20 protein-coding genes, 2 tRNA genes, 2 rRNA genes and 1 riboswitch (1 of these 25 cut by a window edge) are annotated in these 25,000 nt (G+C 63.4%); of the genes, 11 read left to right on the top strand and 13 right to left on the bottom strand.

What is annotated here, in order from left to right:
* From QJT82_RS32245 to QJT82_RS32230, 4 genes are all read right to left on the bottom strand, one after another.
* Positions 1 to 1,055, bottom strand: a 23S ribosomal RNA gene (locus QJT82_RS32245) (it extends 1,791 nt beyond the left edge of the window).
* A 402-nt stretch (positions 1,056 to 1,457) separates the two neighbouring features.
* Positions 1,458 to 1,533 (bottom strand) — tRNA-Ala (locus QJT82_RS32240).
* A 35-nt stretch (positions 1,534 to 1,568) separates the two neighbouring features.
* Positions 1,569 to 1,645, bottom strand: a tRNA-Ile gene (locus QJT82_RS32235).
* 211 nt (positions 1,646 to 1,856) lie between these two features.
* Positions 1,857 to 3,345: ribosomal RNA gene (locus QJT82_RS32230) — 16S ribosomal RNA — on the bottom strand.
* Together the 16S and 23S rRNA genes with 2 tRNA genes alongside form the textbook arrangement of a ribosomal RNA operon.
* Positions 3,346 to 4,354: 1,009 nt before the next feature.
* On the opposite strand from QJT82_RS32230, the gene QJT82_RS32225 reads away from it, so the two are divergent.
* From QJT82_RS32225 to QJT82_RS32215, 3 genes are all read left to right on the top strand, one after another.
* On the top strand, positions 4,355 to 6,418 hold the full coding sequence (locus tag QJT82_RS32225) for a M23 family metallopeptidase (RefSeq protein WP_028341902.1): 2,064 nt from the start codon (positions 4,355 to 4,357) through the stop codon (positions 6,416 to 6,418).
* A 104-nt stretch (positions 6,419 to 6,522) separates the two neighbouring features.
* A complete protein-coding gene (locus tag QJT82_RS32220) occupies positions 6,523 to 6,885 on the top strand; it encodes an SPW repeat protein (protein WP_028341901.1) in 363 nt (120 codons plus the stop codon).
* Positions 6,886 to 6,979: 94 nt separating this feature from the next.
* Positions 6,980 to 7,246 carry a hypothetical protein gene (locus QJT82_RS32215; RefSeq protein ID WP_028341900.1) on the top strand — a complete coding sequence of 89 codons (267 nt, stop codon included), beginning with the start codon at positions 6,980 to 6,982 and terminating at the stop codon, positions 7,244 to 7,246.
* Between the two features lie 55 nt (positions 7,247 to 7,301).
* On the opposite strand, the gene clpB is transcribed toward QJT82_RS32215, so the two are convergent.
* Together clpB and QJT82_RS32205 are read right to left on the bottom strand one after the other, a co-directional pair.
* Positions 7,302 to 9,953 carry an ATP-dependent chaperone ClpB gene (gene clpB / locus QJT82_RS32210; protein ID WP_028341899.1) on the bottom strand — a complete coding sequence of 884 codons (2,652 nt, stop codon included), beginning with the start codon at positions 9,951 to 9,953 and terminating at the stop codon, positions 7,302 to 7,304.
* 191 nt (positions 9,954 to 10,144) lie between these two features.
* Positions 10,145 to 10,708: an XRE family transcriptional regulator gene (locus tag QJT82_RS32205; protein ID WP_028341898.1), complete on the bottom strand. Its 564-nt coding sequence runs from the start codon at positions 10,706 to 10,708 to the stop codon at positions 10,145 to 10,147.
* A 57-nt stretch (positions 10,709 to 10,765) separates the two neighbouring features.
* Here QJT82_RS32205 and QJT82_RS32200 point away from each other — a divergent pair, with 57 nt between their 5' ends.
* Positions 10,766 to 11,281: a GNAT family N-acetyltransferase gene (locus tag QJT82_RS32200; RefSeq protein WP_028341897.1), complete on the top strand. Its 516-nt coding sequence runs from the start codon at positions 10,766 to 10,768 to the stop codon at positions 11,279 to 11,281.
* A 55-nt stretch (positions 11,282 to 11,336) separates the two neighbouring features.
* Positions 11,337 to 12,128, top strand: a complete 792-nt coding sequence (locus QJT82_RS32195; RefSeq protein ID WP_028341896.1) for an MOSC domain-containing protein — start codon at positions 11,337 to 11,339, stop codon at positions 12,126 to 12,128.
* Between the two features lie 42 nt (positions 12,129 to 12,170).
* Here the strand turns inward: QJT82_RS32195 and QJT82_RS32190 are convergent, their stop codons facing one another.
* On the bottom strand, positions 12,171 to 12,836 hold the full coding sequence (locus tag QJT82_RS32190) for a TIGR02594 family protein (RefSeq protein ID WP_028341895.1): 666 nt from the start codon (positions 12,834 to 12,836) through the stop codon (positions 12,171 to 12,173).
* A gap of 231 nt (positions 12,837 to 13,067) precedes the next feature.
* On the opposite strand from QJT82_RS32190, the gene QJT82_RS32185 reads away from it, so the two are divergent.
* Positions 13,068 to 13,940, top strand: a complete 873-nt coding sequence (locus QJT82_RS32185) for an alpha/beta hydrolase (protein WP_028341894.1) — start codon at positions 13,068 to 13,070, stop codon at positions 13,938 to 13,940.
* Positions 13,941 to 14,053: 113 nt separating this feature from the next.
* On the opposite strand, the gene metW is transcribed toward QJT82_RS32185, so the two are convergent.
* Positions 14,054 to 14,719, bottom strand: a complete 666-nt coding sequence (gene metW / locus QJT82_RS32180; RefSeq protein ID WP_028341893.1) for a methionine biosynthesis protein MetW — start codon at positions 14,717 to 14,719, stop codon at positions 14,054 to 14,056.
* Positions 14,716 to 15,921, bottom strand: coding sequence for a homoserine O-acetyltransferase (locus QJT82_RS32175; protein WP_028341892.1), 1,206 nt, complete (start codon positions 15,919 to 15,921; stop codon positions 14,716 to 14,718). Before QJT82_RS32175 ends, metW begins: the two co-directional genes overlap by 4 nt.
* A gap of 85 nt (positions 15,922 to 16,006) precedes the next feature.
* Positions 16,007 to 16,086: riboswitch (SAM riboswitch) on the bottom strand.
* Positions 16,087 to 16,260: 174 nt separating this feature from the next.
* Here QJT82_RS32175 and QJT82_RS32170 point away from each other — a divergent pair.
* The 5 genes from QJT82_RS32170 (at position 16,261) to QJT82_RS32150 (ending at position 20,929) form a co-directional block, all read left to right on the top strand.
* Positions 16,261 to 17,109: a chorismate mutase gene (locus QJT82_RS32170; RefSeq protein WP_028341891.1), complete on the top strand. Its 849-nt coding sequence runs from the start codon at positions 16,261 to 16,263 to the stop codon at positions 17,107 to 17,109.
* Between the two features lie 99 nt (positions 17,110 to 17,208).
* A complete protein-coding gene (hisC, locus tag QJT82_RS32165; protein ID WP_028341890.1) occupies positions 17,209 to 18,306 on the top strand; it encodes a histidinol-phosphate transaminase in 1,098 nt (365 codons plus the stop codon).
* A 4-nt stretch (positions 18,307 to 18,310) separates the two neighbouring features.
* The gene (locus tag QJT82_RS32160) at positions 18,311 to 19,243 is read left to right on the top strand and encodes a prephenate/arogenate dehydrogenase family protein (RefSeq protein WP_028341889.1); all 933 of its coding nucleotides are present in this window, start codon (positions 18,311 to 18,313) and stop codon (positions 19,241 to 19,243) included.
* 91 nt (positions 19,244 to 19,334) lie between these two features.
* Positions 19,335 to 19,784: a VOC family protein gene (locus QJT82_RS32155; protein ID WP_028341888.1), complete on the top strand. Its 450-nt coding sequence runs from the start codon at positions 19,335 to 19,337 to the stop codon at positions 19,782 to 19,784.
* A gap of 293 nt (positions 19,785 to 20,077) precedes the next feature.
* Positions 20,078 to 20,929, top strand: a complete 852-nt coding sequence (locus QJT82_RS32150) for a hypothetical protein (RefSeq protein ID WP_155258588.1) — start codon at positions 20,078 to 20,080, stop codon at positions 20,927 to 20,929.
* A gap of 35 nt (positions 20,930 to 20,964) precedes the next feature.
* On the opposite strand, the gene QJT82_RS32145 is transcribed toward QJT82_RS32150, so the two are convergent.
* The 4 genes from QJT82_RS32145 to QJT82_RS32130 form a co-directional block, all read right to left on the bottom strand.
* A complete protein-coding gene (locus QJT82_RS32145) occupies positions 20,965 to 21,954 on the bottom strand; it encodes a tripartite tricarboxylate transporter substrate binding protein (protein WP_028341886.1) in 990 nt (329 codons plus the stop codon).
* A gap of 295 nt (positions 21,955 to 22,249) precedes the next feature.
* On the bottom strand, positions 22,250 to 22,759 hold the full coding sequence (locus tag QJT82_RS32140) for a hypothetical protein (RefSeq protein ID WP_028341885.1): 510 nt from the start codon (positions 22,757 to 22,759) through the stop codon (positions 22,250 to 22,252).
* Between the two features lie 222 nt (positions 22,760 to 22,981).
* A complete protein-coding gene (locus QJT82_RS32135) occupies positions 22,982 to 24,289 on the bottom strand; it encodes a hypothetical protein (RefSeq protein ID WP_281446674.1) in 1,308 nt (435 codons plus the stop codon).
* Positions 24,252 to 24,563, bottom strand: coding sequence for a hypothetical protein (locus tag QJT82_RS32130; RefSeq protein ID WP_281446673.1), 312 nt, complete (start codon positions 24,561 to 24,563; stop codon positions 24,252 to 24,254). Before QJT82_RS32130 ends, QJT82_RS32135 begins: the two co-directional genes overlap by 38 nt.
* Positions 24,564 to 25,000 lie beyond the last annotated feature (437 nt).

Genomic DNA, 25,000 nt, shown 5'->3' with positions numbered 1-25,000 from the left:
CTCCACGACGGACGTTAGCACCCGCCGTGTGACTCCCGGATAGTACTCTCAGGTATTCGGAGTTTGGTTGGGTTTGGTAAGACGGTAAGTCCCCCTAGCCCATCCAGTGCTCTACCCCCTGAGGTATTCATCCGAGGCGATACCTAAATATCTTTCGCGGAGAACCAGCTATTTCCCAGTTTGATTGGCCTTTCACCCCTAACCACAAGTCATCGGAGTCTTTTTCAACAGACACCCGTTCGGTCCTCCAGTGAGTGTTACCTCACCTTCAACCTGCTCATGGCTAGATCACTAGGTTTCGGGTCTAATACAACGAACTTGACGCCCTATTCAGACTCGCTTTCGCTACGCCTTCGCCTATCGGCTTAAGCTTGCTCGTTAAATTAAGTCGCTGGCCCATAATACAAAAGGTACGACGTCACCCAGAACGTATCTTGGGCTCCGTCTGTTTGTAGGTGTCCGGTTTCAGGTCTATTTCACTCCCCTCGTCGGGGTGCTTTTCACCTTTCCCTCACGGTACTGGTTCACTATCGGTCGCTGAGGAGTACTTAGGCTTGGAGGGTGGTCCCCCCGTGTTCAGACAGGATTACACGTGTCCCGCCTTACTCGTGGATACATCATCGCATTACTCGTACGGGGCTATCACCCTCTGAGGCCCTGCTTTCCTGACAGGTTCCGATTGTCTTTGATGTATCACTGGCCTGGTCCGCGTTCGCTCGCCACTACTAACGGAGTCTCGATTGATGTCCTTTCCTCCAGGTACTTAGATGTTTCAGTTCCCTGGGTTTGCTTAAAACCTCCTATTTTATTCGGAGGTCTCATACCTTCTCTTGATAACCGGAAATCCAAAACCTCGCGGTTTGATTTCTCGCATTTCTGGTCGAACCCCAACACACAAGGTCTTGGAGTTCCGGCTATCGAAGGTGGGTTTCCCCATTCGGAAATCCGCGGATCAAAGCTTCTTCGCAGCTCCCCACGGCTTATCGCAGCGTAGCACGTCCTTCATCGCCTCTCAGCGCCAAGGCATCCACCGAACACCCTTAAGGCACTTGATTGCTCTCATTATCAATGTCCACACACTCGGCAGAATGTTGTCTGCACAACTGCCCGAGGACCGAAGTCCCAGGCGCGCATCCTCGATGAATGCGATTGCGCAGCCGGACATTGACTAGAAAGACCAGCTTGCTTCGTAAGATCGGCCCGATAGCGAGGCGGTCAAGCTTCGCTAAAAGGGATCATTTACAACTCGCATCCAATCTCACGATTGAAAGCGAGCGCCGAAATGATCCCGGAGATAATGAATGGCTCAGGCGAATTGCTTCGCTTGATCCAAACTCGGATCGATCTCCTCTTTACGATGTCAGAAAACACGCACATCACCGTCCATCCGGACCAATGAGTGCGAAGTGATGTTTCGCGGACGATTGAACGAGGCATTATCGAGCTTCAATTCCATCTGGTGGAGCCAGACGGGATCGAACCGACGACCTCATGCTTGCAAAGCACGCGCTCTCCCAGCTGAGCTATGGCCCCGTACCAGAAGACGAATGCTCCGCACTCGATCAAAATGGTGGGCCTGGGAAGACTTGAACTTCCGACCTCACGCTTATCAAGCGCGCGCTCTAACCAACTGAGCTACAAGCCCCTAACACGAGAGACATGCCGGCGCGCACTCGACCTGAAGTCGGTGCACCGCACAGCGCTCAGCCCCTGGCGCGTGTTCGTCCGCGAAGAAAGAGAAACGAAGACGGCGAAATCCCGCCAATGGAGCTCAACAATCCTGAAACTGTTGGCCCCTGAATGTTTCTAAAACGATCCGATAGATAGCGTGAGCTGATCTGAAGGATCATCCTTAGAAAGGAGGTGATCCAGCCGCAGGTTCCCCTACGGCTACCTTGTTACGACTTCACCCCAGTCGCTGACCCTACCGTGGCCGGCTGCCCCCTTTCGGTTAGCGCACCGTCTTCAGGTAAAACCAACTCCCATGGTGTGACGGGCGGTGTGTACAAGGCCCGGGAACGTATTCACCGTGGCGTGCTGATCCACGATTACTAGCGATTCCAACTTCATGGGCTCGAGTTGCAGAGCCCAATCCGAACTGAGACGGCTTTTTGAGATTTGCGAAGGGTCGCCCCTTAGCATCCCATTGTCACCGCCATTGTAGCACGTGTGTAGCCCAGCCCGTAAGGGCCATGAGGACTTGACGTCATCCCCACCTTCCTCGCGGCTTATCACCGGCAGTCTCCTTAGAGTGCTCAACTAAATGGTAGCAACTAAGGACGGGGGTTGCGCTCGTTGCGGGACTTAACCCAACATCTCACGACACGAGCTGACGACAGCCATGCAGCACCTGTCTCCGGTCCAGCCGAACTGAAGAACTCCGTCTCTGGAGTCCGCGACCGGGATGTCAAGGGCTGGTAAGGTTCTGCGCGTTGCGTCGAATTAAACCACATGCTCCACCGCTTGTGCGGGCCCCCGTCAATTCCTTTGAGTTTTAATCTTGCGACCGTACTCCCCAGGCGGAATGCTTAAAGCGTTAGCTGCGCCACTAGTGAGTAAACCCACTAACGGCTGGCATTCATCGTTTACGGCGTGGACTACCAGGGTATCTAATCCTGTTTGCTCCCCACGCTTTCGTGCCTCAGCGTCAGTATCGGGCCAGTGAGCCGCCTTCGCCACTGGTGTTCTTGCGAATATCTACGAATTTCACCTCTACACTCGCAGTTCCACTCACCTCTCCCGAACTCAAGATCTTCAGTATCAAAGGCAGTTCTGGAGTTGAGCTCCAGGATTTCACCCCTGACTTAAAGACCCGCCTACGCACCCTTTACGCCCAGTGATTCCGAGCAACGCTAGCCCCCTTCGTATTACCGCGGCTGCTGGCACGAAGTTAGCCGGGGCTTATTCTTGCGGTACCGTCATTATCTTCCCGCACAAAAGAGCTTTACAACCCTAGGGCCTTCATCACTCACGCGGCATGGCTGGATCAGGCTTGCGCCCATTGTCCAATATTCCCCACTGCTGCCTCCCGTAGGAGTTTGGGCCGTGTCTCAGTCCCAATGTGGCTGATCATCCTCTCAGACCAGCTACTGATCGTCGCCTTGGTGAGCCATTACCTCACCAACTAGCTAATCAGACGCGGGCCGATCTTTCGGCGATAAATCTTTCCCCGTAAGGGCTTATCCGGTATTAGCTGAAGTTTCCCTCAGTTGTTCCGAACCAAAAGGTACGTTCCCACGCGTTACTCACCCGTCTGCCGCTGACATATTGCTATGCCCGCTCGACTTGCATGTGTTAAGCCTGCCGCCAGCGTTCGCTCTGAGCCAGGATCAAACTCTCAAGTTGGACTTGAACTTTGAACCGGCTGATCACAACGTTTGACGAGGTCCCACCATTCTTCACCGGCCGAAACCGGCGAGCTGCTGACGATTCACATCGTGTGCAGCGATGGTGTAACCTTTAAAACGTGTACCGCCGAAGTCTTTCGTCCACCCTCAGAAAGTCGAAAGCCGAAGCTTTCAAGTATTCCGAGAGACGCAAGGACTCCGCCGTCCACGTTTCTCTTTCTTCATCTTTACTTGTCAAACAGCCCGGGATCTGGCGATCCCACACCCTTGAAGGGTGGTTCTACCCTTCACCGACCGACGGTGAACCCCAACCGATTGATGTCGGCTGTTGTGTCACTCATCTAAGTGAGGAGCATCAGAGGCGCGTTCGCTCGCCTTGGTCAGTGACCCGGCGGCGCCGCGCTCAGTGGTTGGTTTATAGTCCCCACCCCTCGGGATTGTCAACGGCCATTGTCAACAAATCGTCGCACGCCCAAATCGCTTGTGCAGTGCGAAGAAATTCTTGTGCTTTCCGTGGCTTAGGTCGGAGGTAAAAATTCGTCACCCAGCCTTCGCCGCAAAAAACTTCAAAAAAAGTTTGTCGCCGAGGAGCCCGCGAGGCCATCCAAAACAGGTTCCAACCACCCCCGGGCCGGGTGGCGGGCACCGACCTGCTTTCAGGGCAGCTTTTCCACCTCAAATGCCGCACTTGAGCCACAATCCTGCGACGTTCTGGCTATAACGAATGCATTGAACCGCTCGTAACCTGTGGGGGCACGGGTGGTTTTTCTGGGGGACCAGGCGATTTTCTCCAAGAACCCGTCGCCTCTTCTCCATCGCGGTCGAGCAACATCGAGAGATCTGCACACCATTGACGTTCGAGATCGCGGCTAGCTAATGGCCATCGGCTTCTCGAATTCGATGCGTGTGGCTCGCCACACTGCCGAGATCCCTCTTCACGGGATCAAGGTGGGGACAAGGACGAGCAGAGGTCGATCGCAGTTGCTGGAATTTGGGGGGATGCAGGGTTGAGCCAACGGGCGTCACGCGGAAGCGGCATTGGGCGCGAGACCGGGATGATCGATCTCGGTCACGAACCGCCGCTTTCGGTCGACGGCACCGAGGCTGCGGTGATCGATCGCCGCCGTGTCTCCGTTCAATGGTTCAGCGGCACTATTTTGACTGGACTATGTGGCGCGGCCCTGATCGGCGGCGCCGTTTTTGCGTCGCTCGATGGCGAGATGACCTTCGCCAAGGTGCCGGAGCGCGTCGAAGGCGCGCTGCGCGGCGCGTTCACTGGCAATGATCGTGTCGTCAGCCTGCACAAGGGCGACCGCCTGCCGCCGCCCAGCGAATCCTCCGCTTCCCGCAGCCTGGTGCGCGTGTCGACCGTGACCCGCGTCGGCAATCGCGACGTGATGCGGGTGCGGCCCTTCATCCGAATTTCCGGCAATCTCTCGATGACCACGAGCGATCTGTCGGCCAAAATCCCGGCATTCAACGCGCAGCGTCTGCTGACCGATGTCGGCTCCGACACGCCGGCGGCGGCCGAGGATCCGAATGCCGCGGCCGAGCCCGACGCCGAGGTCTCGTTCGTCACCAAGGATCTCGGCTCCGTGCTGCCGAAGGCCAAGCTCGCCGCCGTCGTCGCGCTCGACGACGTGCTGATGCGGGTCCACGACGCCGCCAACTGGCGCGGCTCCGGCGGCTCGGTGCGCTACGCTTCACTCGCCAATGCCGCAGCTGACGCGAGTGGCGCCGGTCCCGACATGAGGATGGCCTACGCCACCGAGGGCAACACCTCCGATCCCTATGCCGGCTTCGAGACCCGCGTGGTGCCGGAAAACGTCACCCTGCTGCCGAAGACCAAGGAGCAGGTCACCGGCGGCAATCCGGTCGGTGAACGGGTTCACCTCGTCAAGAAGGGCGACAGCATCACCTCGATCCTGCGCGATCAGGGCGCAACGCCCGACGAGGCGAAGGCGATCGCCGCAACGCTCGGTCCGCGCGGCCGCGAGGGCGGCCTGAAGGAAGGCCAGAAGGTACGAATCCTGATGGCGCCGGCCGCTCCCGGACCGAATGTCAGGCTGCAGCCCTATCGCGTGATCGTCGCCAACGAGTCGGTCATCGAGGCCGTCGCTGCGCTGTCCGATCTCGGAAAATACGTCGCCGTCGACGTGCAGAGCATGAACACCGTCACCGAGACCGCCGACAATTCCAGCGACGATGACGAGGATGATGGCAGCGGCGTGCGGCTCTATCAGAGCATTTACGAGACCGCGCTGCGCAACAAGGTGCCGCCGACCGTCATCGAAGACATGGTCAAGATCTACTCCTATGACGTCGATTTCCAGCGCAAGGTACAGCCCGGCGACTCGTTCGACGTGTTCTTTGCCGGCGAGGACGAGGGCGTCACCAGCACCGAAAAGACCGAAGTGCTCTACGCCGCGCTGACCGTGGGCGGCGAAACCAAGAAATACTACCGATTCCAGAGCTCGGACGACGGCCTCGTCGACTACTATGACGAGACCGGCAAGAGCGCGAAGAAGTTCCTGGTGCGCAAGCCGGTCAACAACGCGATCATGCGTTCGGGCTTCGGCGGCCGCCGCCACCCGATCCTCGGCTATGTGAAGATGCACACCGGCGTCGACTGGGCCACCGCCTACGGCACGCCGATCTTCGCGTCCGGCAACGGCGTGCTCGAGAAGGTCGGATACGAGGGCGGCTACGGCAAATATATCCGCATGAAGCACGCCAATGGCTATGAGACGGCCTACGGCCACATGTCGGCCTTCGCCAAGGGCATGGAGATCGGCAAGAAGGTGCGGCAGGGCCAGGTGATCGGCTTCGTCGGCTCGACCGGCCAGTCGACCGGCCCGCACGTCCACTACGAAATCCTGGTCAACGGCCGATTCGTCGACCCGATGCGCGTGAAGCTGCCGCGCGGCCGTTCGCTCGAAGGCCCGATGCTGGCGAACTTCGAGAAGGAGCGCGACCGGATCGAGGCCCAGATGTCCAGCCGCGGCAGCTCGCGAATCGTCTCGGACGCCACCAGTTCCACGTCGCAGACCCGCTCCATCACCAACCGCTGATGATGCGATAGGGCGCCAGTTCCATCAGATTTCGCCCGTGAGATGGGAACCCGAACGGCGACCATCCAGTTGATTCGTCAGTGAAACCTTCAATGGAGGGTGTCATGGAGAACTGGACGAACGCAAAACTGTGCGATGTCGCCAACCTGATCCTCGGCGCGATTCTCTTCCTATCGCCGTGGCTGTTCAAGTTCGACGCCGGAACGGTTTCCACCAACGCCTACATCGTCGGCCTCGCGATGGCGGTCCTTGCGATCGCCGCGCTCGCGGCATTCGCGGTCTGGGAGGAGTGGCTGAACCTCATCGTCGGGCTTTGGGCGCTGGTCTCGCCCTGGGTCCTCGGCTTCCAGGCAATGACCACCGCGACGACCGTGCACGTGGTGATCGGCATCGCCGTTGCAGTCCTCGCGGCGATCGAGCTCTGGGTGATGTCCCAGCATCCGCCTCGGCTCACGACCCACAGCTGAGGCCTTGAACTGATCCATCCCTACCCGCTGGCGCGGATCGCCGGCGGGGAGGGTTGGGTTGCGCTCAACGAAGATATGCACAAGGATTTGCACCATGACCCAGCTCACCCGCGACGATGTGCTGAAGGCCGTCGGCCACACCGACGACGTCACGATTGCCAGGATCATTGCGTCGGGAGCAACCATCACCGAGCTTGCCGAGGCGCAGGCCTGGCTTGCCAATGACGAACCGCTGATCAATGCCGGCAGGCCGCTGGCCACCGGCCGTGCCCGCGAACTGGTCGATATTCTTTCCGAGCTCGAGTCGGCCGAGGACGACGAGCCCGCCAGCCCTTCGCCGTCGATCGTCCCGCAGGAGTGATTCGCAAATGAAGATCCTCCCCGCGACCTGCGGGGAGGATTCTGGTGTTGCGCCGTCAGTTCAGCTTGCGCTTCGAGACCGGAGCCTCGAACTGCACGATCTCGGCGGTCTTGGGCACCTGACCGTTGAAGGTCAGCACGTTGCCCTTCTCCGAGATCACCACGTGATCGCCGTCCTTGACCTCGCCGGCGAGGATCATCTCGGCCAGCGGATCCTGCACGCTGCGCTGGATCACCCGCTTCAGCGGGCGGGCGCCGTAAGCGGGATCCCAGCCCTTCTCGGCGAGCCAGTCCCGCGCCTTGGCGTCCAGCGTGAGCTCGATTTTGCGATCCTCGAGCAGCTTGGTCAGCCGCGCGAACTGGATCTCGACGATACGGCCCATCTCGCTCTTCTGCAGGCGATGGAACAGGATGATCTCGTCGATGCGGTTCAGGAATTCCGGCCTGAAATGCGCCCGCACGACGCCCATCACCTGATCGCGGACCGCCGCGGTGTCCTCGCCTTCCGGCTGATTCACCAGGAATTCCGAACCGAGGTTCGAGGTCATGATGATCAGCGTGTTGCGGAAGTCGACGGTGCGGCCCTGACCATCGGTCAGGCGGCCGTCGTCGAGCACCTGCAACAACACGTTGAAGACGTCGGGATGCGCCTTCTCGATCTCGTCGAACAGCACGACCTGGTAGGGCCGCCGCCGCACGGCTTCGGTCAGTGCACCGCCCTCGTCGTAGCCGACATAGCCGGGAGGCGCGCCGATCAGCCGCGAGACCGAGTGCTTCTCCATGAACTCGGACATGTCGAGGCGGACCATCGCGGTCTCGTCGTTGAACAGGTCAGCGGCGAGCGCCTTGGTCAGCTCGGTCTTGCCGACGCCGGTGGGGCCTAAGAACATGAACGAGCCGGTCGGCCGGTTCGGATCCTGCAGGCCCGCGCGGGCACGGCGCACGGCGGTTGCCACCGCACGTACGGCTTCGGCCTGGCCGACGACGCGCCTGGCGAGACTGTCCTCCATTTTCAGGAGCTTGTCCTTTTCGCCCTCGAGCATCTTGTCGACCGGCACGCCGGTCCAGCGCGAGACGACCTGCGCGATGTGGTTGGCGGTGACCGCCTCCTCCATCATCTCGCCGCCGTTCTGCTTGCCGCTTTCGCTTGCCTCGATATCGGCGAGCTTCTTTTCCAGCTCGGGAATCCGGCCATAGGCCAGCTCGCCCGCCTTCTGGAATTCGCCGCGACGCTGCGCATTGGCAAGCTCGACGCGGAGCGCATCGAGTTCGCTCTTCAGCTTCTGGGCATTGGAGAGCTTGTTCTTCTCCGCGCTCCAGCGCGCCGTCAGCGCCGTCGACCGCTCCTCGAGCCCTGCGAGCTCCTTCTCCAGGGTCCGCAAGCGGCTCTTGGAGCCGGCATCGTTCTCCTTCTTCAGCGCCTCCTGCTCGATCTTCAGCCGGATGATGTCGCGATCCAGCGAATCGAGCTCTTCCGGCTTGGAATCGACCTGCATCTTCAGCCGCGCTGCCGCCTCGTCCATCAGGTCGATGGCCTTGTCGGGCAGGAAGCGGTCGGTGATGTAGCGGTTCGACAGCGTGGTCGCGGCCACCAGCGCGGAGTCGGTGATTCGCACGCCGTGATGCTGCTCGTACTTGTCCTTCAGGCCGCGCAGGATCGAGATGGTGTCCTCGACCGTCGGCTCGCTGACATAGATCGGCTGGAACCGGCGGGCCAGCGCGGCATCCTTCTCGACATGCTTGCGGTACTCGTCGAGCGTGGTCGCACCGATACAGTGCAATTCGCCGCGCGCGAGCGCCGGCTTCAACAGGTTGGACGCGTCCATCGCGCCGTCGGTCTTGCCGGCGCCGATCAGCGTGTGCATCTCGTCGATGAACAGGATGATGCCGCCCTCGGCGGTCGAGACCTCCTGCAGGACGGACTTCAGCCGCTCCTCGAACTCGCCGCGATATTTCGCGCCGGCGATCAGGGCGCCCATATCGAGCGACAGCAGCTTCTTGTCCTTCAGGCTCTCCGGCACGTCGCCGTTGAGGATGCGCAGCGCCAGGCCCTCGACGATCGCGGTCTTGCCGACGCCGGGCTCACCGATCAGGACGGGATTGTTCTTGGTCCGCCGCGACAGCACCTGGATGGTACGGCGGATCTCCTCGTCGCGGCCGATCACCGGGTCGAGCTTGCCGTCGCGCGCAGCCTGGGTCAGGTCGCGGGCATATTTCTTCAGCGCGTCGTAAGCGTTCTCGGCGGTCGCACTGTCGGCGGTGCGGCCCTTGCGCAGCGCTTCGATCGCCGCGTTCAGGTTCTGCGCCGTGACGCCGCCCTTGCTCAGGACGGAGGCGGCATCGCTGCCCTTCTCGAGCGTGAGCCCGAGCAGCAGCCGCTCGACGGTGACAAAACTGTCGCCGGCCTTGTCGGCGGCCTTTTCCGCCGCATCGAAGGCACGCGCCAGCTCCGGCGACAGGTAGACCTGCCCGGCACCATTGCCCGAGACCTTCGGCAGCTTGTTCAGCGCCTCTTCGGTCGCTTTCAGGATTGCTCTGGAATTGCCGCCGGCACGGTCGATCAGACCGCCGGCAAGTCCCTCATTGTCGTCCAGCAGCACCTTCAACAGATGCAACGGCGAGAACTGCTGGTGACCGTCGCGCATTGCGAGCGATTGGGCAGACTGGATGAATCCGCGCGCGCGCTCGGTGTACTTCTCAATGTTCATTCGTTTTCCCTCGGCCTGCCATCGTCACCCACTCAGGCATGACAACGGCATCTTCATTGGGTTTCCGCGGGCCGCGTTGACGTTCCTCAACCAGCCTCTGGTCGTCGCCATCATTTTTCAGGCTTGCCGCAGATGTGGGCACTTGGTTCCAAAACGGAAGAGCCGCAGTCTGCGATTTCGCCCGATGAAGCTCAGCGCCGCACGATGGCGACAAGGTAGCGGCAAGGCTGAGCCGTTTCGTTACGGAAGACGATGTCCGACGGCGGACCAAGCTCGACGCGGTCACCCGCAGCGAGCTCGTGGCGCTCCGCTCCTTCCATCAAAGTGAGGCGGCCGCTGATCACCCACACCACCTCGCGGACCAGGTGATAGGCGCTGGCGGGGAAGCCGGCTTCCTGCCTCGCAGGCAGCTCGATCTCCACCAGCTCCAGCGGATTGGCTGGATGCAGGAACACCTGCCGCCGCAGATAGGCCGCCTTCGGATCGCGCCAGACCGGCTGATCCTTGGCCCGCTGCAGGCGGGAATTGGGTGAGGCAATCTCGAACAGAGCAGCCATGGTGAGGCCATAGGCGGTGGCGATCCGCGACAGCGTCGCCGCCGTCGGGCTTGCCTCCGCCCGCTCGATCTTGCTCAGCATGGCCTTGGACACGCCGGCCCGCCCGGCGAGGTCCGCCAGCGACCAGCCGCGCCCCTCCCGTTCGGCGCGAACCCGCCGCCCGAGAGCCTCATCGGCCTTGTCCTCTATAATTGACATATCGTCTTATATAGTAGACGATGGGGTCCGTTCAAGAGGCCCGTCAAGGAACCACCGATGATTATCCGCCCCGCCACCGAGCAGGACATCCCTGCGATTACCGCGATCTTCAACGAGGCGGTCGCCAACTCGAATGCAATCTGGACGGAGAAGCAGGATTCCGACGCCGAGCGGCTGGCCTGGATGAAGGCGCGGCTGGCGCTCGGCTATCCGGTGCTGGTGGCCGTCGAGGGGACGACGGTGCTCGGCTACGGCACATTCGGCGACTTCCGGGCCTTCCCAGGCTACCGCTACAGCGTCGAGCATAGCGTCTATGTCCATGCCGATCATCGCGGCCGCGGCCTCGGCCGGATCATCGTCGACGAACTGATCGCCGCGGCCACCGCGCTCGGCAAGCACGTCATGATCGCGGGCATCGACGGCGGCAATCCGGCCTCGCTGCGGCTGCACGCGCAGGCCGGCTTCGTCGAGGTCGCCCGGATGCCGGAGGTCGGACGCAAGTTCGGCCGCTGGCTCGATCTCGTATTCATGCAGCGCATGCTGGACGCTCCCGGAGCGGCGCGCGCCGACTAGTACCTTCCCGCGGCCGGCAGTTCTCCTCGCCCGCCAAACAGGCTAGAGCGAGCGGATGGACAACGCACAGCTCTCCTCCGCCAGGATCACCGGCATCTACCGCTACCCCGTCAAGGGCCTCACGCCCGAGCCGCTGCCGCACGCAGAGCTCAAGGCCGGCGAGACGCTCCGCTCCGATCGCCGCTATGCGATCGAGAACGGCCCGAGCGGTTTCGATCCCTCGGCGCCGAAGTGGCTCCCGAAGCCGCATTTCCTGATGCTGCAGCGGGACGAGTGGCTGGCGCCGCTGCGCGCCCATTTCGACGATGACAGCCATGTGCTGACGCTGCGCCGGGATGGCGCGATGGTGGCCCAGGGCAACCTCGAGACCGCGGAAGGCCGCGCGGCCATCGAGCGCTATTTCGCCGACCGTCATACCGGCCAGATCAAGGGACCGCCCAAGGTGCTGGTCAGCCCCGGGCACAGTTTCTCCGACGTGCCGCGCAAGGTGGTCTCGATCATCAATCTGGCCAGCCTGCAGGCGATCGAGGAGATGGTGCGGGCGCCGGTGCATCCGCTGCGCTTCCGCGCCAACCTCTATGTCGAGGGCTGGCCGGCCTGGCATGAAGCCAGCCTTCTCGACCAGACCATTGCGATCGGCAGCGCACGGGCGAGGGTGGTGAAGCGCATCACCCGCTGTGCGGCGGTCAATGTCGATCCCGATACCGGCGCACGCGACCTCTCGGTGCCGAACACGCTGATGCAGCGCTTCGGCAACAATGAATGCGGCATCTATGCCGAGATCATCAGCGATGGCGGCGCCGCCGTCGGCGACACGATTGCCGCCGAGGGACCTGTCGCGTCGTAGGCCGGGCAAGGCGCATACGCGCCCTGCCCCGCTTTCGACGAGTCAGTTCGTCGGCATCACATAGGCGTAGATCCGGCCGCGCGAGACCGGCGTCTCGCGGACGCGGTGGCCACTGTTGCCGGAGATCATGGTCGGATTGCCCTTGGCATCGACCCCGGTGATGACGCCGACATGGCCGCCGCCGCGGCGGCTCATCACGGCGATGGCGCCGACCTGCGGTCCCGAAACGCGCGTACCGTATTTGGCGAACGAGCTCGCCATGTCGGAGCCGGTGCCGCGATGGCCGGTGTGCTGCAGCACCATGTTCATGAAGCGTGCGCACCACAGGCTGGAGCGGTCGGTCGGATTGCCGCCGAGATAGCGGCGCGCCTCGGCCACGATGCCGGACGAGCCGAAGCCACCTGCCGCGCTGACGCCGCCGGTGTTGGGCACGGGGTCAGCGCTGCCGGGCAACGGCGCTGCGTTGGTTTCGACGATCCCGCCCGGCTGCGCGAGCGCGCGGCGCTCGGCGCGCGACAGCCGCGCGGTGTGCCGATAGTGATGGCGGGCATAATGACGCGCGTGATGACCGGCATGGGCCGAATGCGCGTGACGTGAGTGGTGCGGACGGGCGGATGCCGGAGCGGCGGAGATCACGGCGAGAGTGAGCGAACACAGAGCCAGCGCCAAAACACGAAGCGACCGGCGACACGCAAGCAACTGAACCATACTTCACTAGATCCTCTGTAACGCCCCCCAATTCCCCGTCGCGTTCCCGGGGGAACGCGACGGTGGTTTTGAAAATCGGGATGGCGCGAGGAAGATTTCATGCGGCGTTGCGGGAACAATTTCTGGGTCATTCCGCGATGATTCGATGACGAGAAAGGAACCGGAACTGCCGCATTGCGGCCTTGAAAATTAACTGCAAATCTGGAGGCGGCCAACGAGAGGAGAATTTCAATGCCCTACGCCACGACGAAAGATCATGTCCGCCTCCATTTCGAAGAGGCCGGCAGCGGAACCCCGATCATCTTCCTGCACGAGTTCGCCGCTGATCACACCAATTGGGAGCCGCAGATGCGCTACTTCGCGCGCGGCCACCGCTGCATCGCCTATTCGGCGCGCGGCTACACGCCGTCGGACGTGCCGCCGAGCGCCGACGTCTACACCTACCAGCACTTCTATACCGACGCGCTCGCGGTGCTCGACCATCTCGGCATCGCCAAAGCGCATTTCGTCGGGCTCTCAATGGGCTCCTATTCGTCGCTACAGATTGCCCTCAACGCGCCGGAGCGCACGCTGTCGATGACGCTGGCCGCCGTCGGCTCCGGTTCGAGCCTCGAGCATCTCGATGCCTTCCGCGCGCAGTGCCGCGCCAATGCCGAGCAATATGAGAGCATCGGCGCGGTCGAGGTCGCCAAGGTGACGCGCGAGGCGCCGAGCCGGATTCCGTTCCTGGTCAAGGATCCGCGCGGCCACGCCGATTTCTATGCCGCGCTCGCCCGCCACGACGCCAGGGGCTCCGCCAACACGATGCGCAGCTTCCAGGGCGGCCGACCCTCGATCTACACCATGACCGACGCCATCAAGCGCGCCGCGACGCCGGCGCTGATCCTGTGCGGCGACGAGGACGACAATTGCATCGCCCCCAGCATGTTCCTGAAGCAGCATCTGCCGGCCGCCGGTCTCTCGTTCTTCCCGAAGTCGGGTCACGTGCTCAATCTCGAGGAGCCGGCGCTGTTCAACGAGATGGTCGAGCGCTTCATCGCGCTGGTCGAGGCCGGCCGCTGGCCGGTGCGCGATCCGCGGTCGCAGGTGGCGGCGCCGGTGTAGTCCTGTCATTCCCCGGTGCGCAATTGCGCACCTGAGGGCGATGCGCAGCATCGAACCCGGAATCTCGAGATTCCGGGTTCACGCTTCGCGTGCCCCGGAATGACGCCATGACGTCACTTCCCCTGCCCGCCCCGGCTGAGCAGGAACACGCCCTGCTCGCCGAACATGTTCCACACCCACCACGGCAGGTTGAGCGGCACCGGACGGCCGTAGAGATCGAGCGCCACCGCGCGCTCCATCTTGACATTGATCTCCTCGCACAGCTGCACGAAATCCTTGATGGTGCAGAAATGGATGTTCGAGGTGTCGTACCAGCTCGCCGGCAAATTCTCGGTGCGCGGCATGTGGCCGCCGATCAGGAGCTGCAGCCGCATCTTCCAGAACCCGAAATTCGGGAACGAGACGATCGCGCGCTGGCCGATGCGCAGCAGATTTTCCAGCACCACCTTGGGCTGTCGCGTCGCCTGCAAGGTCTGCGACAAGATCACGTAGTCGAACGCATCGTCGGGATAGTTGACGAGATCGGTGTCGGCATCGCCCTGCACCACAGCAAGTCCCTTGGCGACGCAGCCATTGACGCCCTCGCGTGACAGCTCGATTCCGCGGCCGTCGATGCCGCGGCTCTCCAACAGCTGCAGCAATTCGCCATCGCCGCAGCCAACATCGAGCACGCGCGAGCCCGGCCGCACCATGTCGGCGACCAGGAGATGATCAGTGCGATGGCCGCCGGTCCGCTCCGGCGCGATGCCCGGCAAGGGCAATGTCTGCTGCATGCTCATGACTGGCCGTCGTCCTTCAGTCCGCGCGCCTTGCCTGCGGCCAGCAGGAAGGCGCGGGAGATGTCGAGGAATTCGGGTACGTCGAGCAGGAAGGCGTCGTGCCCCCTGTCGGTCTCGATCTCGGCGAACGACACCCGCGCGCTCGACGCGTTCAGCGCATGCACCAGCGCGCGCGATTCCGCGGTCGGAAACAGCCAGTCGCTGGTGAACGACACCACGCAGAACCGCGTCTTGATGCCGGTGAACGCCTTCGCCAGCACGCCGTTGTGGTCGGCGGCGATGTCGAAATAGTCCATCGCGCGGGTCAGATAGAGATAGGAGTTGGCGTCGAAGCGCTCGACAAAGGACGAGCCCTGGTAGCGCAGATAGCTCTCGACCTGAAAATCCGCATCGAACGAGAAGGTCGGCAGCTCGCGGTCCTGCATCCGCCGTCCGAACTTGCGATGCAGCGCGGCGTCCGAGAGATAGGTGATGTGCGCGGCCATCCGCGCCACGGCCAATCCGCGGTGCGGATGGGTGTCCTCGTCGACATAGCGGCCGCCGCGCCAGTCCGGATCGGCCATCACGGCCTGGCGGCCGAGCTCGTGGAACGCGATGTTCTGCGCCGAGTGGCGCGTCGAGCAGGCGATCGCGAGCGTCGAGAACACGCGCTCCGGATAGGCCGCGGTCCATTGCAGCACCTGCATGCCGCCCATCGAGCCGCCGACCACGCAGAACAGCGTCGTGATGCCGAGGCGATCGATCAGCATCGCCTGCGCGCGCACCATGTCGGGGATGGTGATGATCGGGAAATCGAGTCCCCACACCTTGCCGGTCGCGGGGTTCAGCGACGCAGGGCCGGTCGAGCCCATGCAGCCGCCGATCACATTGGAGCAGATGACGAAGTATTTATCGGGATCGATCGGCCGGCCGATGCCGACCATGGTCTCCCACCAGCCGGGCTTGCCGGTGACGGGATGGATGTTGTTGACATGCTGATCGCCGGTCAGCGCGTGGCAGACCAGGATCGCGTTGGAGTGGTCGGCATTGAGCTCGCCATAGGTCTGGTAGGCGATCTGGAACGGTGCGAGATCGACGCCGCAATCGAGCTTGAGCGGCTGGTCCATCCCGAACTTCGCCACCAATGACGACGGATGGTCGGCCTCATGGGCGCGATCATCGCTCGGGGTTTGTGGGCTCGGTATCGGACGCACGTTGCTCATCTAGGCGACCCTGCCTCCGCGCGGGAGGGCTCGACGGACCTCAGGCCAATAAAAAAACCGGCCTGAACAAAGGTTCGGCCGGGAGCTGATAAGGTCCCCGGCCTGTTTAGCGAGTTGTTTAACGTGGCTGCAAGCCGGCCGGCTCAAATGACCACGGGACGCAGGGAACGTAGTCCCCACGCCCCCCGCCGTCAAGACAGCCCTGCCCACGGCCAATTGGTTAACCGAATGCGCAAGGCACGCCTGCGACGTTTCTCTTTGCTTTCGCTGCCCGTCTTTCCTAATCAGGGACCCTGTCCGACGCGGCAACGGGCCGCCCCGACGACAAGGTTTGAGAGCATGTCCAACCCACCCCCGTCGCCGCCCTCGCTGCAGGAGCTGCGCAAGGAAATCGATGCGATCGACGAGCAGGTTCACCGCCTGTTGATGGCGCGCGGCGACATCATCGACCGTCTGATCCAGGTCAAGAAGACCCAGGAGGTCGGCTCGGCGTTCCGCCCGGCGCGCGAAGCCAGCATGATGCGCGAGTTGGTGCGGCGTCATCGCGGCATCCTGCCGCTCGACACCATCGAGAGCATCTGGCGCGTCATCATCTCGACCTTCACCTATGTGCAGGCACCGTTCGCGGTGCATGCCGATGTTTCCGTCGGCGAGTCGGCCATGCGCGACTCGGCGCGGTTTCACTTCGGCTTCGTGGTGCCTTACGTCTCGCATTTCAGCGCACAGGCCGCGGTCGAGGCGGTGGCGAAGTCGAAGGGCGACCTCGCGCTGGTCTCCGCGATCGCAAGCCGCACGCCGTGGTGGAATGCGCTCGAGGCCAGTGGCGCGCCGAAGATCATCGCGCGGTTGCCGTTCCTCGAACGCGCCGACCATCCCGCCGCGCTGCCGGTGTTCGTGATCTCGCGGGTCGCCGACGACGCCATGGTCACCGAAGTGCAGACCTGGAGCGTGCGCGTCTCCGGCTGGAACGCCGATGTCGCCCGCGCGCTTGCGCCGCTCGCCGAGATCGTCGCGGTCCCCGACACCGCCTTCGACGGCGCGGCGCTCCTGGTCTCGGTCACCGGCCACAATTTCGAGGCCATCAAGCTCGCCCTGATCAAGGCCGGCGCCTCGGTGCGCTCGTCGGCCCTCGTCGGCAGCCACGCAACGCGCTATACGGTGCCCTCTAACGGATCGGCCAGGACCTGAAGTAGGAGCCGGCCGCCCGTCCAGGTTTTTGTTTTGACGCGTTTTCTTCACGCGAACCGGTATCCACTTCGCTCGAAAACGCTCTGTTCGGAGTTGATGATGTCCCGCCCCGTGCCGAACCCCGGCATCCTCGATATTGCGCCCTACACGCCCGGCAAGAGCCCGGTGCCGGAACCGGGCCGCAAGGTGTTCAAGCTGTCCGCCAACGAGACGCCGTTCGGTCCGTCTCCGAAGGCGATCGCGGCCTACAAGGCCGCGGCTGACCATCTCGAGGACTATCCGGAGGGCACCTCGCGCGTGCTGCGCGAGGCGATCGGCCGCGCCTACGGGCTCGATCCCGACCGCATCATCTGCGGCGCCGGCTCCGACGAGATCCTCAATCTCTTGGCGCACACCTATCTCGCGCCCGGCGACGAGGCGATCTCGACCACCCACGGCTTCCTGGTCTACCCGATCGCCACCATGGCGAACGGCGCCAGGAACGTGATCGCGGCCGAGACCAATTTCACGGCCGACGTCGACGCCATTCTCAAGGTGGTGACGCCGCGCACGAAACTGGTCTGGCTCGCCAACCCGAACAATCCGACCGGCACCTACATCCCGTTCGACGAGGTCAAGCGGCTACGCGCCGCGCTGCCGTCGCATGTGCTGCTGGTGCTCGATGCCGCCTATGCCGACTACGTCTCGCGCAACGACTACGAGCTCGGCATCGAGCTGGTCGCGACCACCGACAACACGGTGGTGACGCACACCTTCTCGAAGATCCACGGCCTTGCCGCGCTGCGGATCGGCTGGATGTTCGGGCCGGCGCATATCGTCGATGCCTGCAACCGCATCCGCGGTCCGTTCAACGTCACGACGCCGGCGATGCTGGCGGCGGTGGCGGCGATCGAGGACACGGCGCATGTACAGATGTCGCGGACCCACACCGAACAATGGCGCAACTGGCTGACCGAGGAGATCGGCAAGCTCGGGCTGAAGGTGACACCGAGCGTCGCCAATTTCGTGCTGATCCATTTCCCGACCGACAAGGGCAAGACCGCGGCGGAAGCCGACGCCTATCTCACACGGCGCGGCCTCGTGCTGCGCGCACTCAACAATTACAAGCTGCCGCATGCGCTGCGCATGACCATTGGCACCGAGGAGGCCAACCGCCTCGTGGTCGAGGGCCTGCGCGACTTCCTGGCCGGAAAGTGACATCGTGACCACCGCCCCGCTCTTCAAACGCATCGCGCTGATCGGCTTCGGCCTGATCGGCGGCTCGATCGCGCGCGGCGCGCGCGCGCAAGGGCTGGTCGGCGAGATCGTGACCACCGCGCGCTCGGAGAAGACGCGTGCGCGCGTCGCCGAGCTCGGCATCGTCGATCGCGTCGTCGAGACCAATATCGAGGCGGTGAAGGATGCCGACCTCGTCATCCTCTGCATCCCGGTCGGCGCCTGCGGCCCGGTCGCCGCCGAGATCGCCAGCCATCTCAAGCCCGGCGCCATCATCTCCGACGTCGGCTCGGTGAAGGGCGCCGTCGTCAAGGACATGGCGCCGCATCTGCCTGACGGCGTCCACTTCGTCCCGGCGCATCCGGTGGCCGGCACCGAGCATTCGGGGCCGGATTCCGGCTTCGCCGAGCTGTTCATCAACCGCTGGTGCATCCTCACCCCGCCCGAAGGCACCGATCCCGCGGCGACCGACCGATTGCGCGCGTTCTGGGCCGCGCTCGGCGCCAAGGTCGAGGTCATGACGCCCGACCATCATGACCTCGTGCTCGCGATCACCAGCCATCTGCCGCATCTGATCGCCTACACCATCGTCGGCACCGCCGACGAGCTGGCGCAGGTGACGGAATCCGAGGTCATCAAATTCTCCGCCGGCGGCTTCCGCGACTTCACCCGCATCGCGGCCTCGGACCCGACGATGTGGCGCGACGTATTCCTCGCCAACAAGGACGCCGTGCTCGAGATGCTCGGCACCTTCAACGAGGATCTGTCGAAGCTGACTCGCGCGATCCGGCGCGGCGACGGCGAAGCGCTGTTCGACCACTTCACCCGCACCCGCGCCATCCGCCGCGGCATCGTCGAGACCGGCCAGGACTCCGCCGCGCCCGACTTCGGCCGGCCGCATGCGAATTTGAAGACGTAGGCGGGGCTCGGTCCGCCTACCGGCGGACGGAGCGAACTGGTAGTCTCTCAGCAGGAAAGCCGGCGCGTCGCTGATGACAGGGAGCGATCAGATGATACTCAGTCCGGATCATGTAACGATCGCAGTGGCAGATGCTGGCCCGGCGATCGCGTTCTTCGCACTGCTTGGCTTCAAGAAGACCCACGTCGCGACCATCGACGGCGGCGTTCCCGCCCGGTACATGGGCATGCCGGCCATGAGAGCGCAGCACATCACGCTCGCACTCCAAGGAGCGGATTTCGAGATCCAGCTGCTCCAGTTCGACCCGCCCCCGGGGACCGATCCGGGGGTGCACCCGACCAATCTGCGAAGGCTGGGCTTCAATCACCTCGCCTTCCGCGTCGACGACATCGAGGCGGCCACCGCGCACCTGGTGGCGAACGGTGTCACCATGCTGAGCGACGAGATGGACTACATCAGCCGGAAGCTCCGGCTGTTCGAGGGTCCCGAGGGCATCACCTTCGAGTTGGTGGAGCGGGACCCCTCAGATCCTGCTGGCTAGGGCCTTTTGCATTGCCCTTGGGACAACTCCCAAGGGCTGCCCCGATGTCAGCTTGTGGTCCAAGGCGCACATCCCGGCGGCGCGGAATGATGTCGGCTTTTGACCCGAGCGGACCTGACCTCCGGCTCGCCCGGGCCGCTATCTCGCCCCATTATCACGAGACCCCAAGCGCGCTATCATCCGGCCATTCTTTGGACAAGACTGAAGCGAGTGCTGGAGGCTGATCGCCCTTGATGGATAGCCGAGGCGGTACTCTTGGGTGACATTGGACGGAAAGGGAAAGGGAAACGTCAATGAACTCCACACCCACTCCGAACCCAGTTGGATCGAACGATAGCCTGAGAGCGCGGGCCGACGAAAGACTCGCGGAAGCCCAAAAGCAGATTGCGCGCGCCGATGAAGAACTCACGCGCTTGAGTGAACAGCTCGCAAGAATGGAGCGCGATGCCGCGTCCCGCCCTTCGGTGCAGCCAAACCCGCCCTCGGTCGAACCTAGCCCTGCTTCTTCCGGGCCGAGCCCCTCTTCTTCCGGACCTGCCTCGCAATCGCGACCCGGAAGACCGATATTCCGAGCCCTCACCGCCTTGTCGGTGGCAGCATGTATCGTTGTCGCTGCCCTGGCTTTGCAGTCGTCATATGGCGGGGAAGCCAAGCTGCTTGTCGCCCGTTGGGCGCCGCAGCTCGTTTCAACTCCAGCATTGCCGCCGGATGATCCGCAGCCTCCGGCGCAGCCCGCTCCACCGGCCGTTCAGGTCGCCGCGGCAGACACCGCTCCGCCCCAAGCGACGCCGTTGCCTCAGCCCGCACCACCGCAGGACGCCGCGCCGACAGCCAACACAGCCCTTCCCGACCAGACGCAGCTGCTGCAAACGATCGCACGCGACCTCGCGAATGTTGAGCGAAATATCGAGCAACTAAAGGCGAACCAGCAACAGATGGCCCGCGAGAACTCCAAAGCCATCGAGGAACTCAAGGCGAGCCAGGAAGAAATGAAACGGGCACTCGCGAAGGTTTCCGAGCCGAAGGCCTCACCGCCTCCGACGCAGCCGGCTCCAGCCGTGCGCAAGCCCGAGCGGACGTCTATCCCGCCATACGCAAGGGCGCGACCTCGAATCCCAAGGGAGTGGTTCTACGACGAATGGTGACCGCCGATGCAGCCATCCTTCAGTTCCTGATCGCTTTAAGCCGGCGGCAGGCCGAGTGACTGCGCGGCCTCCATCCAGACCGGCAATTCGCGCTGATACAGCGCATTGCTGTCCTTGAAGCCGATCGCGGGCTCCAGCACGAAGGTCGCGAGCACCTCCTTCACCTTCGGATCGCTATTGGCGGCGACGCAAATCTCCGACAGCCGATCGACGATCGGCTGCGGCGTCGCCTTCGGCAGCGCCCAGCCCGAGAAGCCGCTCACGGTGAAGAACTTCGACGTCGCGCCCTGCTCGGGCAGCGTCCTGATCTCGGGGATCGCGTCGACCTTCTTCGAGTGAACTCCGAAGACGACGCCCCGGTTGCTCTGCAGCACGGTTTGCGCGGCGGTGTAGCTGCCCATCGCGACATCGAGCGTGCCTTCCGCAAGCCCGGTCCACATCGGCGCCTCGCCGCGATAATGGATCGGCTCGATGGTGAGGCCATACTGCTTGTTGAGCTCGTTGATCGTCATGTGCGGCGCGGAGCCCGCGCTGTAGGTGCCGAAATTCACCTTGCCGCTGCTGCGCGCATAGGCGACGAATTCCGCCAGTGTCTTGACGCCCAATTTCGGGCTCGCGACCAGCAGCAGCCCGGCGCCCGGGATCACGCTGACCAGCGTCAGATCCTTGTCCATGTCGTAGCCGGGGTTCTTCATCATCGCGCGGTTCATCACGTAGGTGGTCGAGATCGAGCACAGGATGGTGTGACCGTCAGGCGCGGCGCGCGCCACCTCGGCGGCGCCGATCGAGCCCGAGGCGCCCGCCTTGTTCTCGATGACGACGGTTTGCCCGACTTGCCTTGCGATGAATTCGCCGAAGGCCCGCGCCAGGAGATCAGTCTGCCCGCCGGCGGGGTAGCTGCAGATCATGCGAATTTGCCGCGAGGGCCACGCGGCTTGCGCCGAGGCTCCGCGTGACAGGAAGGGCATCGCGGCGGCCGAGGCTCCGGCAGCGATGACGTGACGGCGGCTGAATTTCGCTGGCATTGAAGTCCCTCCCCGATTTTTTGGTGAGGGTATCGCATCGGCCAGTCGCAGCTACGGGACAGATTGGCGCAGCGGGGAAATGTGGCAGCGGAAGGCTGCGACGCACTGGTCGAGGCAAGGCGCGCAATAGCATCCTGAGGTGCGAGCACAGCGGCGCAACTGCGCCGCTACGCGAGCCTCGAAGGATGCACGGCCGCAGCCGGGCCGCAGCCCTTCGAGGGCCGCCGAAGAGGCGGCCACCTCAGGGTGACGGAGTGAGAGCGCGATCGTTCGAATTCACTCGTCGCGACCGTGCTCACCGCCGCAACCGTTGATCCCGGATCGGCCCCGCCGATATCGCGGCGGCCTTCTGCGCCGGCCGCTGACGGCCGACGAGGCCGGCGGTCGCCAGCATGACGCCGCCGCCGAACCACCAGGAGCCGATCACGAACTCCCAGGTGCGCGGCGGAATTTCGTCGAACACGATGCCGTAGACCGACACCAGCGCAGCCAGCGCGGCAAGGAAGATGCCGCCCGCGCTCATAAGCTCGACGGCATCAATGCGCCCCGTGCCGCGCATCGCGGGCTTGGGAATATCGATGCCGAGATAGAAGCCGGCGGCGCCGATCACGATCGTCGTTGCGATGAAGATCAGCGTGCCGAAGACAGCGACATGGCCCTTGGCGAGCTGGGCGGCGACGAAGGTGCCGGCCATGGCACCGGCCATCGCCAGGCCGGTCCGCTGCAGCACATGCGCGGCGCGGCTGACCATCATCAATTCGCGCGCGATCACGGCCCTCTGCTTCGGTCTGGTCATGATCCTCATCTGCAGCCTCCCTTTCCAGAAGCGGCATCGGTTCTGGCCGCAGCGGAATCAATGTCCACCTCGCGCGAAGCCATCCTAGCCTTACTGCGTCACTACCGACTTCCCCTCATCCTGAGGAGCCCGCACTTGCGGGCGTCTCGAAGGATGCAGGCCATGGACCGGGCCTCATGGTTCGAGACGCGCTTCGCGCTCCTCACCATGAGGGTCTTGCGACACGGAGGACTAGAACGGGTAGTAGCGGATCTGGGTCATGACGATGTGGTCGTCGGTCTTCGGCGCGCCGCCGACACCCTGGAAGGCGAAGCGCTGGGTGTAGGAATATTGCGCGCCGGCCTTGATGGTGCCGTAGGAGCCCTTGAAGATCGTGTCGTAGAAGCCCGCGGTGTACTGCCTCACCTCCGAAGTGTTGCCGTTGCAGGTCGCGGCCGGCGAGTTCTCGATGTTGCAGCCGAGGTTGTTGTAGAGCGGATTGCCGTAGCCGAACGGCACCGTGCCGACATTGGAGAAGGTCGCCTTGGTCTTTTCGAGCCCGGCATAGGCGTAGAGATCGAGCGACGGCGTCGTGTGCCAGACCGAGCCGACCAGGAAGGCCGTGATCGGCAGCGGCTGGATCGAGCCGTCCTGGCGCACGGTCGCATCCGGGAATGGCGTTGCGGTGAAGCGGCCGAGCGCACCGTAAGAGGCGGAGGCCTGCACCTCGAGCAGCTTCGGCACGATCTCGGCCGAGAGATGGCCGCCGAAGCTCACCGTGTTGACGTCGTGATTGGCGAAGTTGAAGCGATCATAGAAGTCGCGGTAGAGCGCCCACGCCTCGACATGCAGCTTGTAGGGCCCGAGCCGCGGATCCCACGCGCCCTTCACGGTGAAATCCGGCACGTGGTTGAGGCTGACATTATTCAGGCTGTTGAAGAAGCTGCCGCCCGGGCCGGTGAGATTGACCAGCAGGTTCGGATTGAGCACGCCCTGCGGGCCGACCGCCGGCGTGCCGACCAGCGGGTTGTTGCCGCCGAAAAAGGATGTCTGCGGGTTCTCCGCCGAGACCGCGAGCTTGAACTCGGGCCCGATATCCTGCCAGACCCGGACGCCCGGTTGACGCGCGCCGAGGAAGCCCGGCACCAGTTCGAAATCGATCACGCCCGGCGTATCAGCGCCTCGCGGATCGATGCCCGCCTTGCTCGGCGTATTCAGCGACCATGATTGGCCGGCGAGCACATGCAGGCCGAGATCGCTGCGGTCGATCTCGATGCTGGCCTGCCGCAGCCGCGGATTGAACGAGTTGGTCGCGACCGAATTGGCGGTCTGCGCCGCGCCCTCGAAATCGAGCTCGCCATAGCCGGCGACGTGGACGTTCTCCGTGGCGTTGGCTTCGGCGAGCACCGAGAAGCGGGTCTGGCGCGCAGTGAAGCGCGACTCGCCGGTGTTGTAGTTCTTGCTCTGCGGGAACGGGATGAAGTTGTAGACCGAGCCCGAATAAGTCGGAGGCCAAGCGGTCTTAGGAAGACAAATATGTCTGGCAACTCCTTGGCTCACAGAACGACATGGCTACGATCCGACTTTTGTAGCAGAGCTTGCCCGAAGCGCAGGGATCGAACGGCACCGGCGCCTTCGCCGTCATCTGCGCGTTCTGAATTGCGCTCTGTCTTGCGGCCAGCGCCTCCTCCTTGCGCGCCTGCGTCTCCATTTTCTGCTCGAGCTGCTTGAGCCGTGCCTTCAACGCACGCAGCTCGGACGCATCGTCCTCCGCCAATACCGGACCTGCCGACAGCAGCACGCTGCCGAGCAGAATTCCCCCGAGAATTCGCATCGCTTCCTCCACACGAGGTTGTTTCCTCAGGCGAGAGAGAGCGGTATTCGGGGAGTGATATTCGCGCCGGGGCGCATTATTCCGGTCACGTTTTTCTCATCGCGGCGGCGGGAATAGATCGCGGTGATCGACGATAGCGCGCGAGGGAATTGAGAGTGATGAAGTCAGATTGAATCGATCTTGCCGCAGACTCTCTGCACCTCTCCCGCTTGCGGGGGAGGTCGTATCGCATCGAAGATGCGATACGGGTGGGGGCTCTCTCCACAATATGACTCGCGGAGAGAGCCCCCACCCCGCCCTCCCCCGCAAGCGAGGGCTTTGCGCAATCGGGCGTGCGCGGGTGGAGGCCAGTGTCAGGCGTTTTTTTGCGTGGCTTCTGGGGGCGCGCGGGAGTGGACAGCTTCGTTTGGGCGGCCGATTGACGGCATTGCGGAGCG

Source organism: Bradyrhizobium sp. Mp19 (assembly GCF_029952935.1).
GTDB lineage: Bacteria > Pseudomonadota > Alphaproteobacteria > Rhizobiales > Xanthobacteraceae > Bradyrhizobium > Bradyrhizobium elkanii.
Note: the sequence above shows the minus strand (reverse complement) of the source record. Positions and strands in the feature narration are given on the sequence as shown.

Bases quoted from the DNA above. Each gene is read 5' to 3' on its own strand.
- QJT82_RS32220 (WP_028341901.1), top strand. From the start codon at position 6,523: ATGGAGAACTGGACGAACGCAAAACTGTGCGATGTCGCCAACCTGATC.
- QJT82_RS32215 (WP_028341900.1), top strand. From the start codon at position 6,980: ATGACCCAGCTCACCCGCGACGATGTGCTGAAGGCCGTCGGCCACACC.
- clpB (WP_028341899.1), bottom strand. From the start codon at position 9,953: ATGAACATTGAGAAGTACACCGAGCGCGCGCGCGGATTCATCCAGTCT.
- QJT82_RS32205 (WP_028341898.1), bottom strand. From the start codon at position 10,708: ATGTCAATTATAGAGGACAAGGCCGATGAGGCTCTCGGGCGGCGGGTT.
- QJT82_RS32200 (WP_028341897.1), top strand. From the start codon at position 10,766: ATGATTATCCGCCCCGCCACCGAGCAGGACATCCCTGCGATTACCGCG.
- QJT82_RS32195 (WP_028341896.1), top strand. From the start codon at position 11,337: ATGGACAACGCACAGCTCTCCTCCGCCAGGATCACCGGCATCTACCGC.
- QJT82_RS32190 (WP_028341895.1), bottom strand. From the start codon at position 12,836: ATGGTTCAGTTGCTTGCGTGTCGCCGGTCGCTTCGTGTTTTGGCGCTG.
- QJT82_RS32185 (WP_028341894.1), top strand. From the start codon at position 13,068: ATGCCCTACGCCACGACGAAAGATCATGTCCGCCTCCATTTCGAAGAG.
- metW (WP_028341893.1), bottom strand. From the start codon at position 14,719: ATGAGCATGCAGCAGACATTGCCCTTGCCGGGCATCGCGCCGGAGCGG.
- QJT82_RS32175 (WP_028341892.1), bottom strand. From the start codon at position 15,921: ATGAGCAACGTGCGTCCGATACCGAGCCCACAAACCCCGAGCGATGAT.
- QJT82_RS32170 (WP_028341891.1), top strand. From the start codon at position 16,261: ATGTCCAACCCACCCCCGTCGCCGCCCTCGCTGCAGGAGCTGCGCAAG.
- hisC (WP_028341890.1), top strand. From the start codon at position 17,209: ATGTCCCGCCCCGTGCCGAACCCCGGCATCCTCGATATTGCGCCCTAC.
- QJT82_RS32155 (WP_028341888.1), top strand. From the start codon at position 19,335: ATGATACTCAGTCCGGATCATGTAACGATCGCAGTGGCAGATGCTGGC.
- QJT82_RS32150 (WP_155258588.1), top strand. From the start codon at position 20,078: ATGAACTCCACACCCACTCCGAACCCAGTTGGATCGAACGATAGCCTG.
- QJT82_RS32145 (WP_028341886.1), bottom strand. From the start codon at position 21,954: ATGCCAGCGAAATTCAGCCGCCGTCACGTCATCGCTGCCGGAGCCTCG.
- QJT82_RS32140 (WP_028341885.1), bottom strand. From the start codon at position 22,759: ATGAGGATCATGACCAGACCGAAGCAGAGGGCCGTGATCGCGCGCGAA.
- QJT82_RS32130 (WP_281446673.1), bottom strand. From the start codon at position 24,563: ATGCGAATTCTCGGGGGAATTCTGCTCGGCAGCGTGCTGCTGTCGGCA.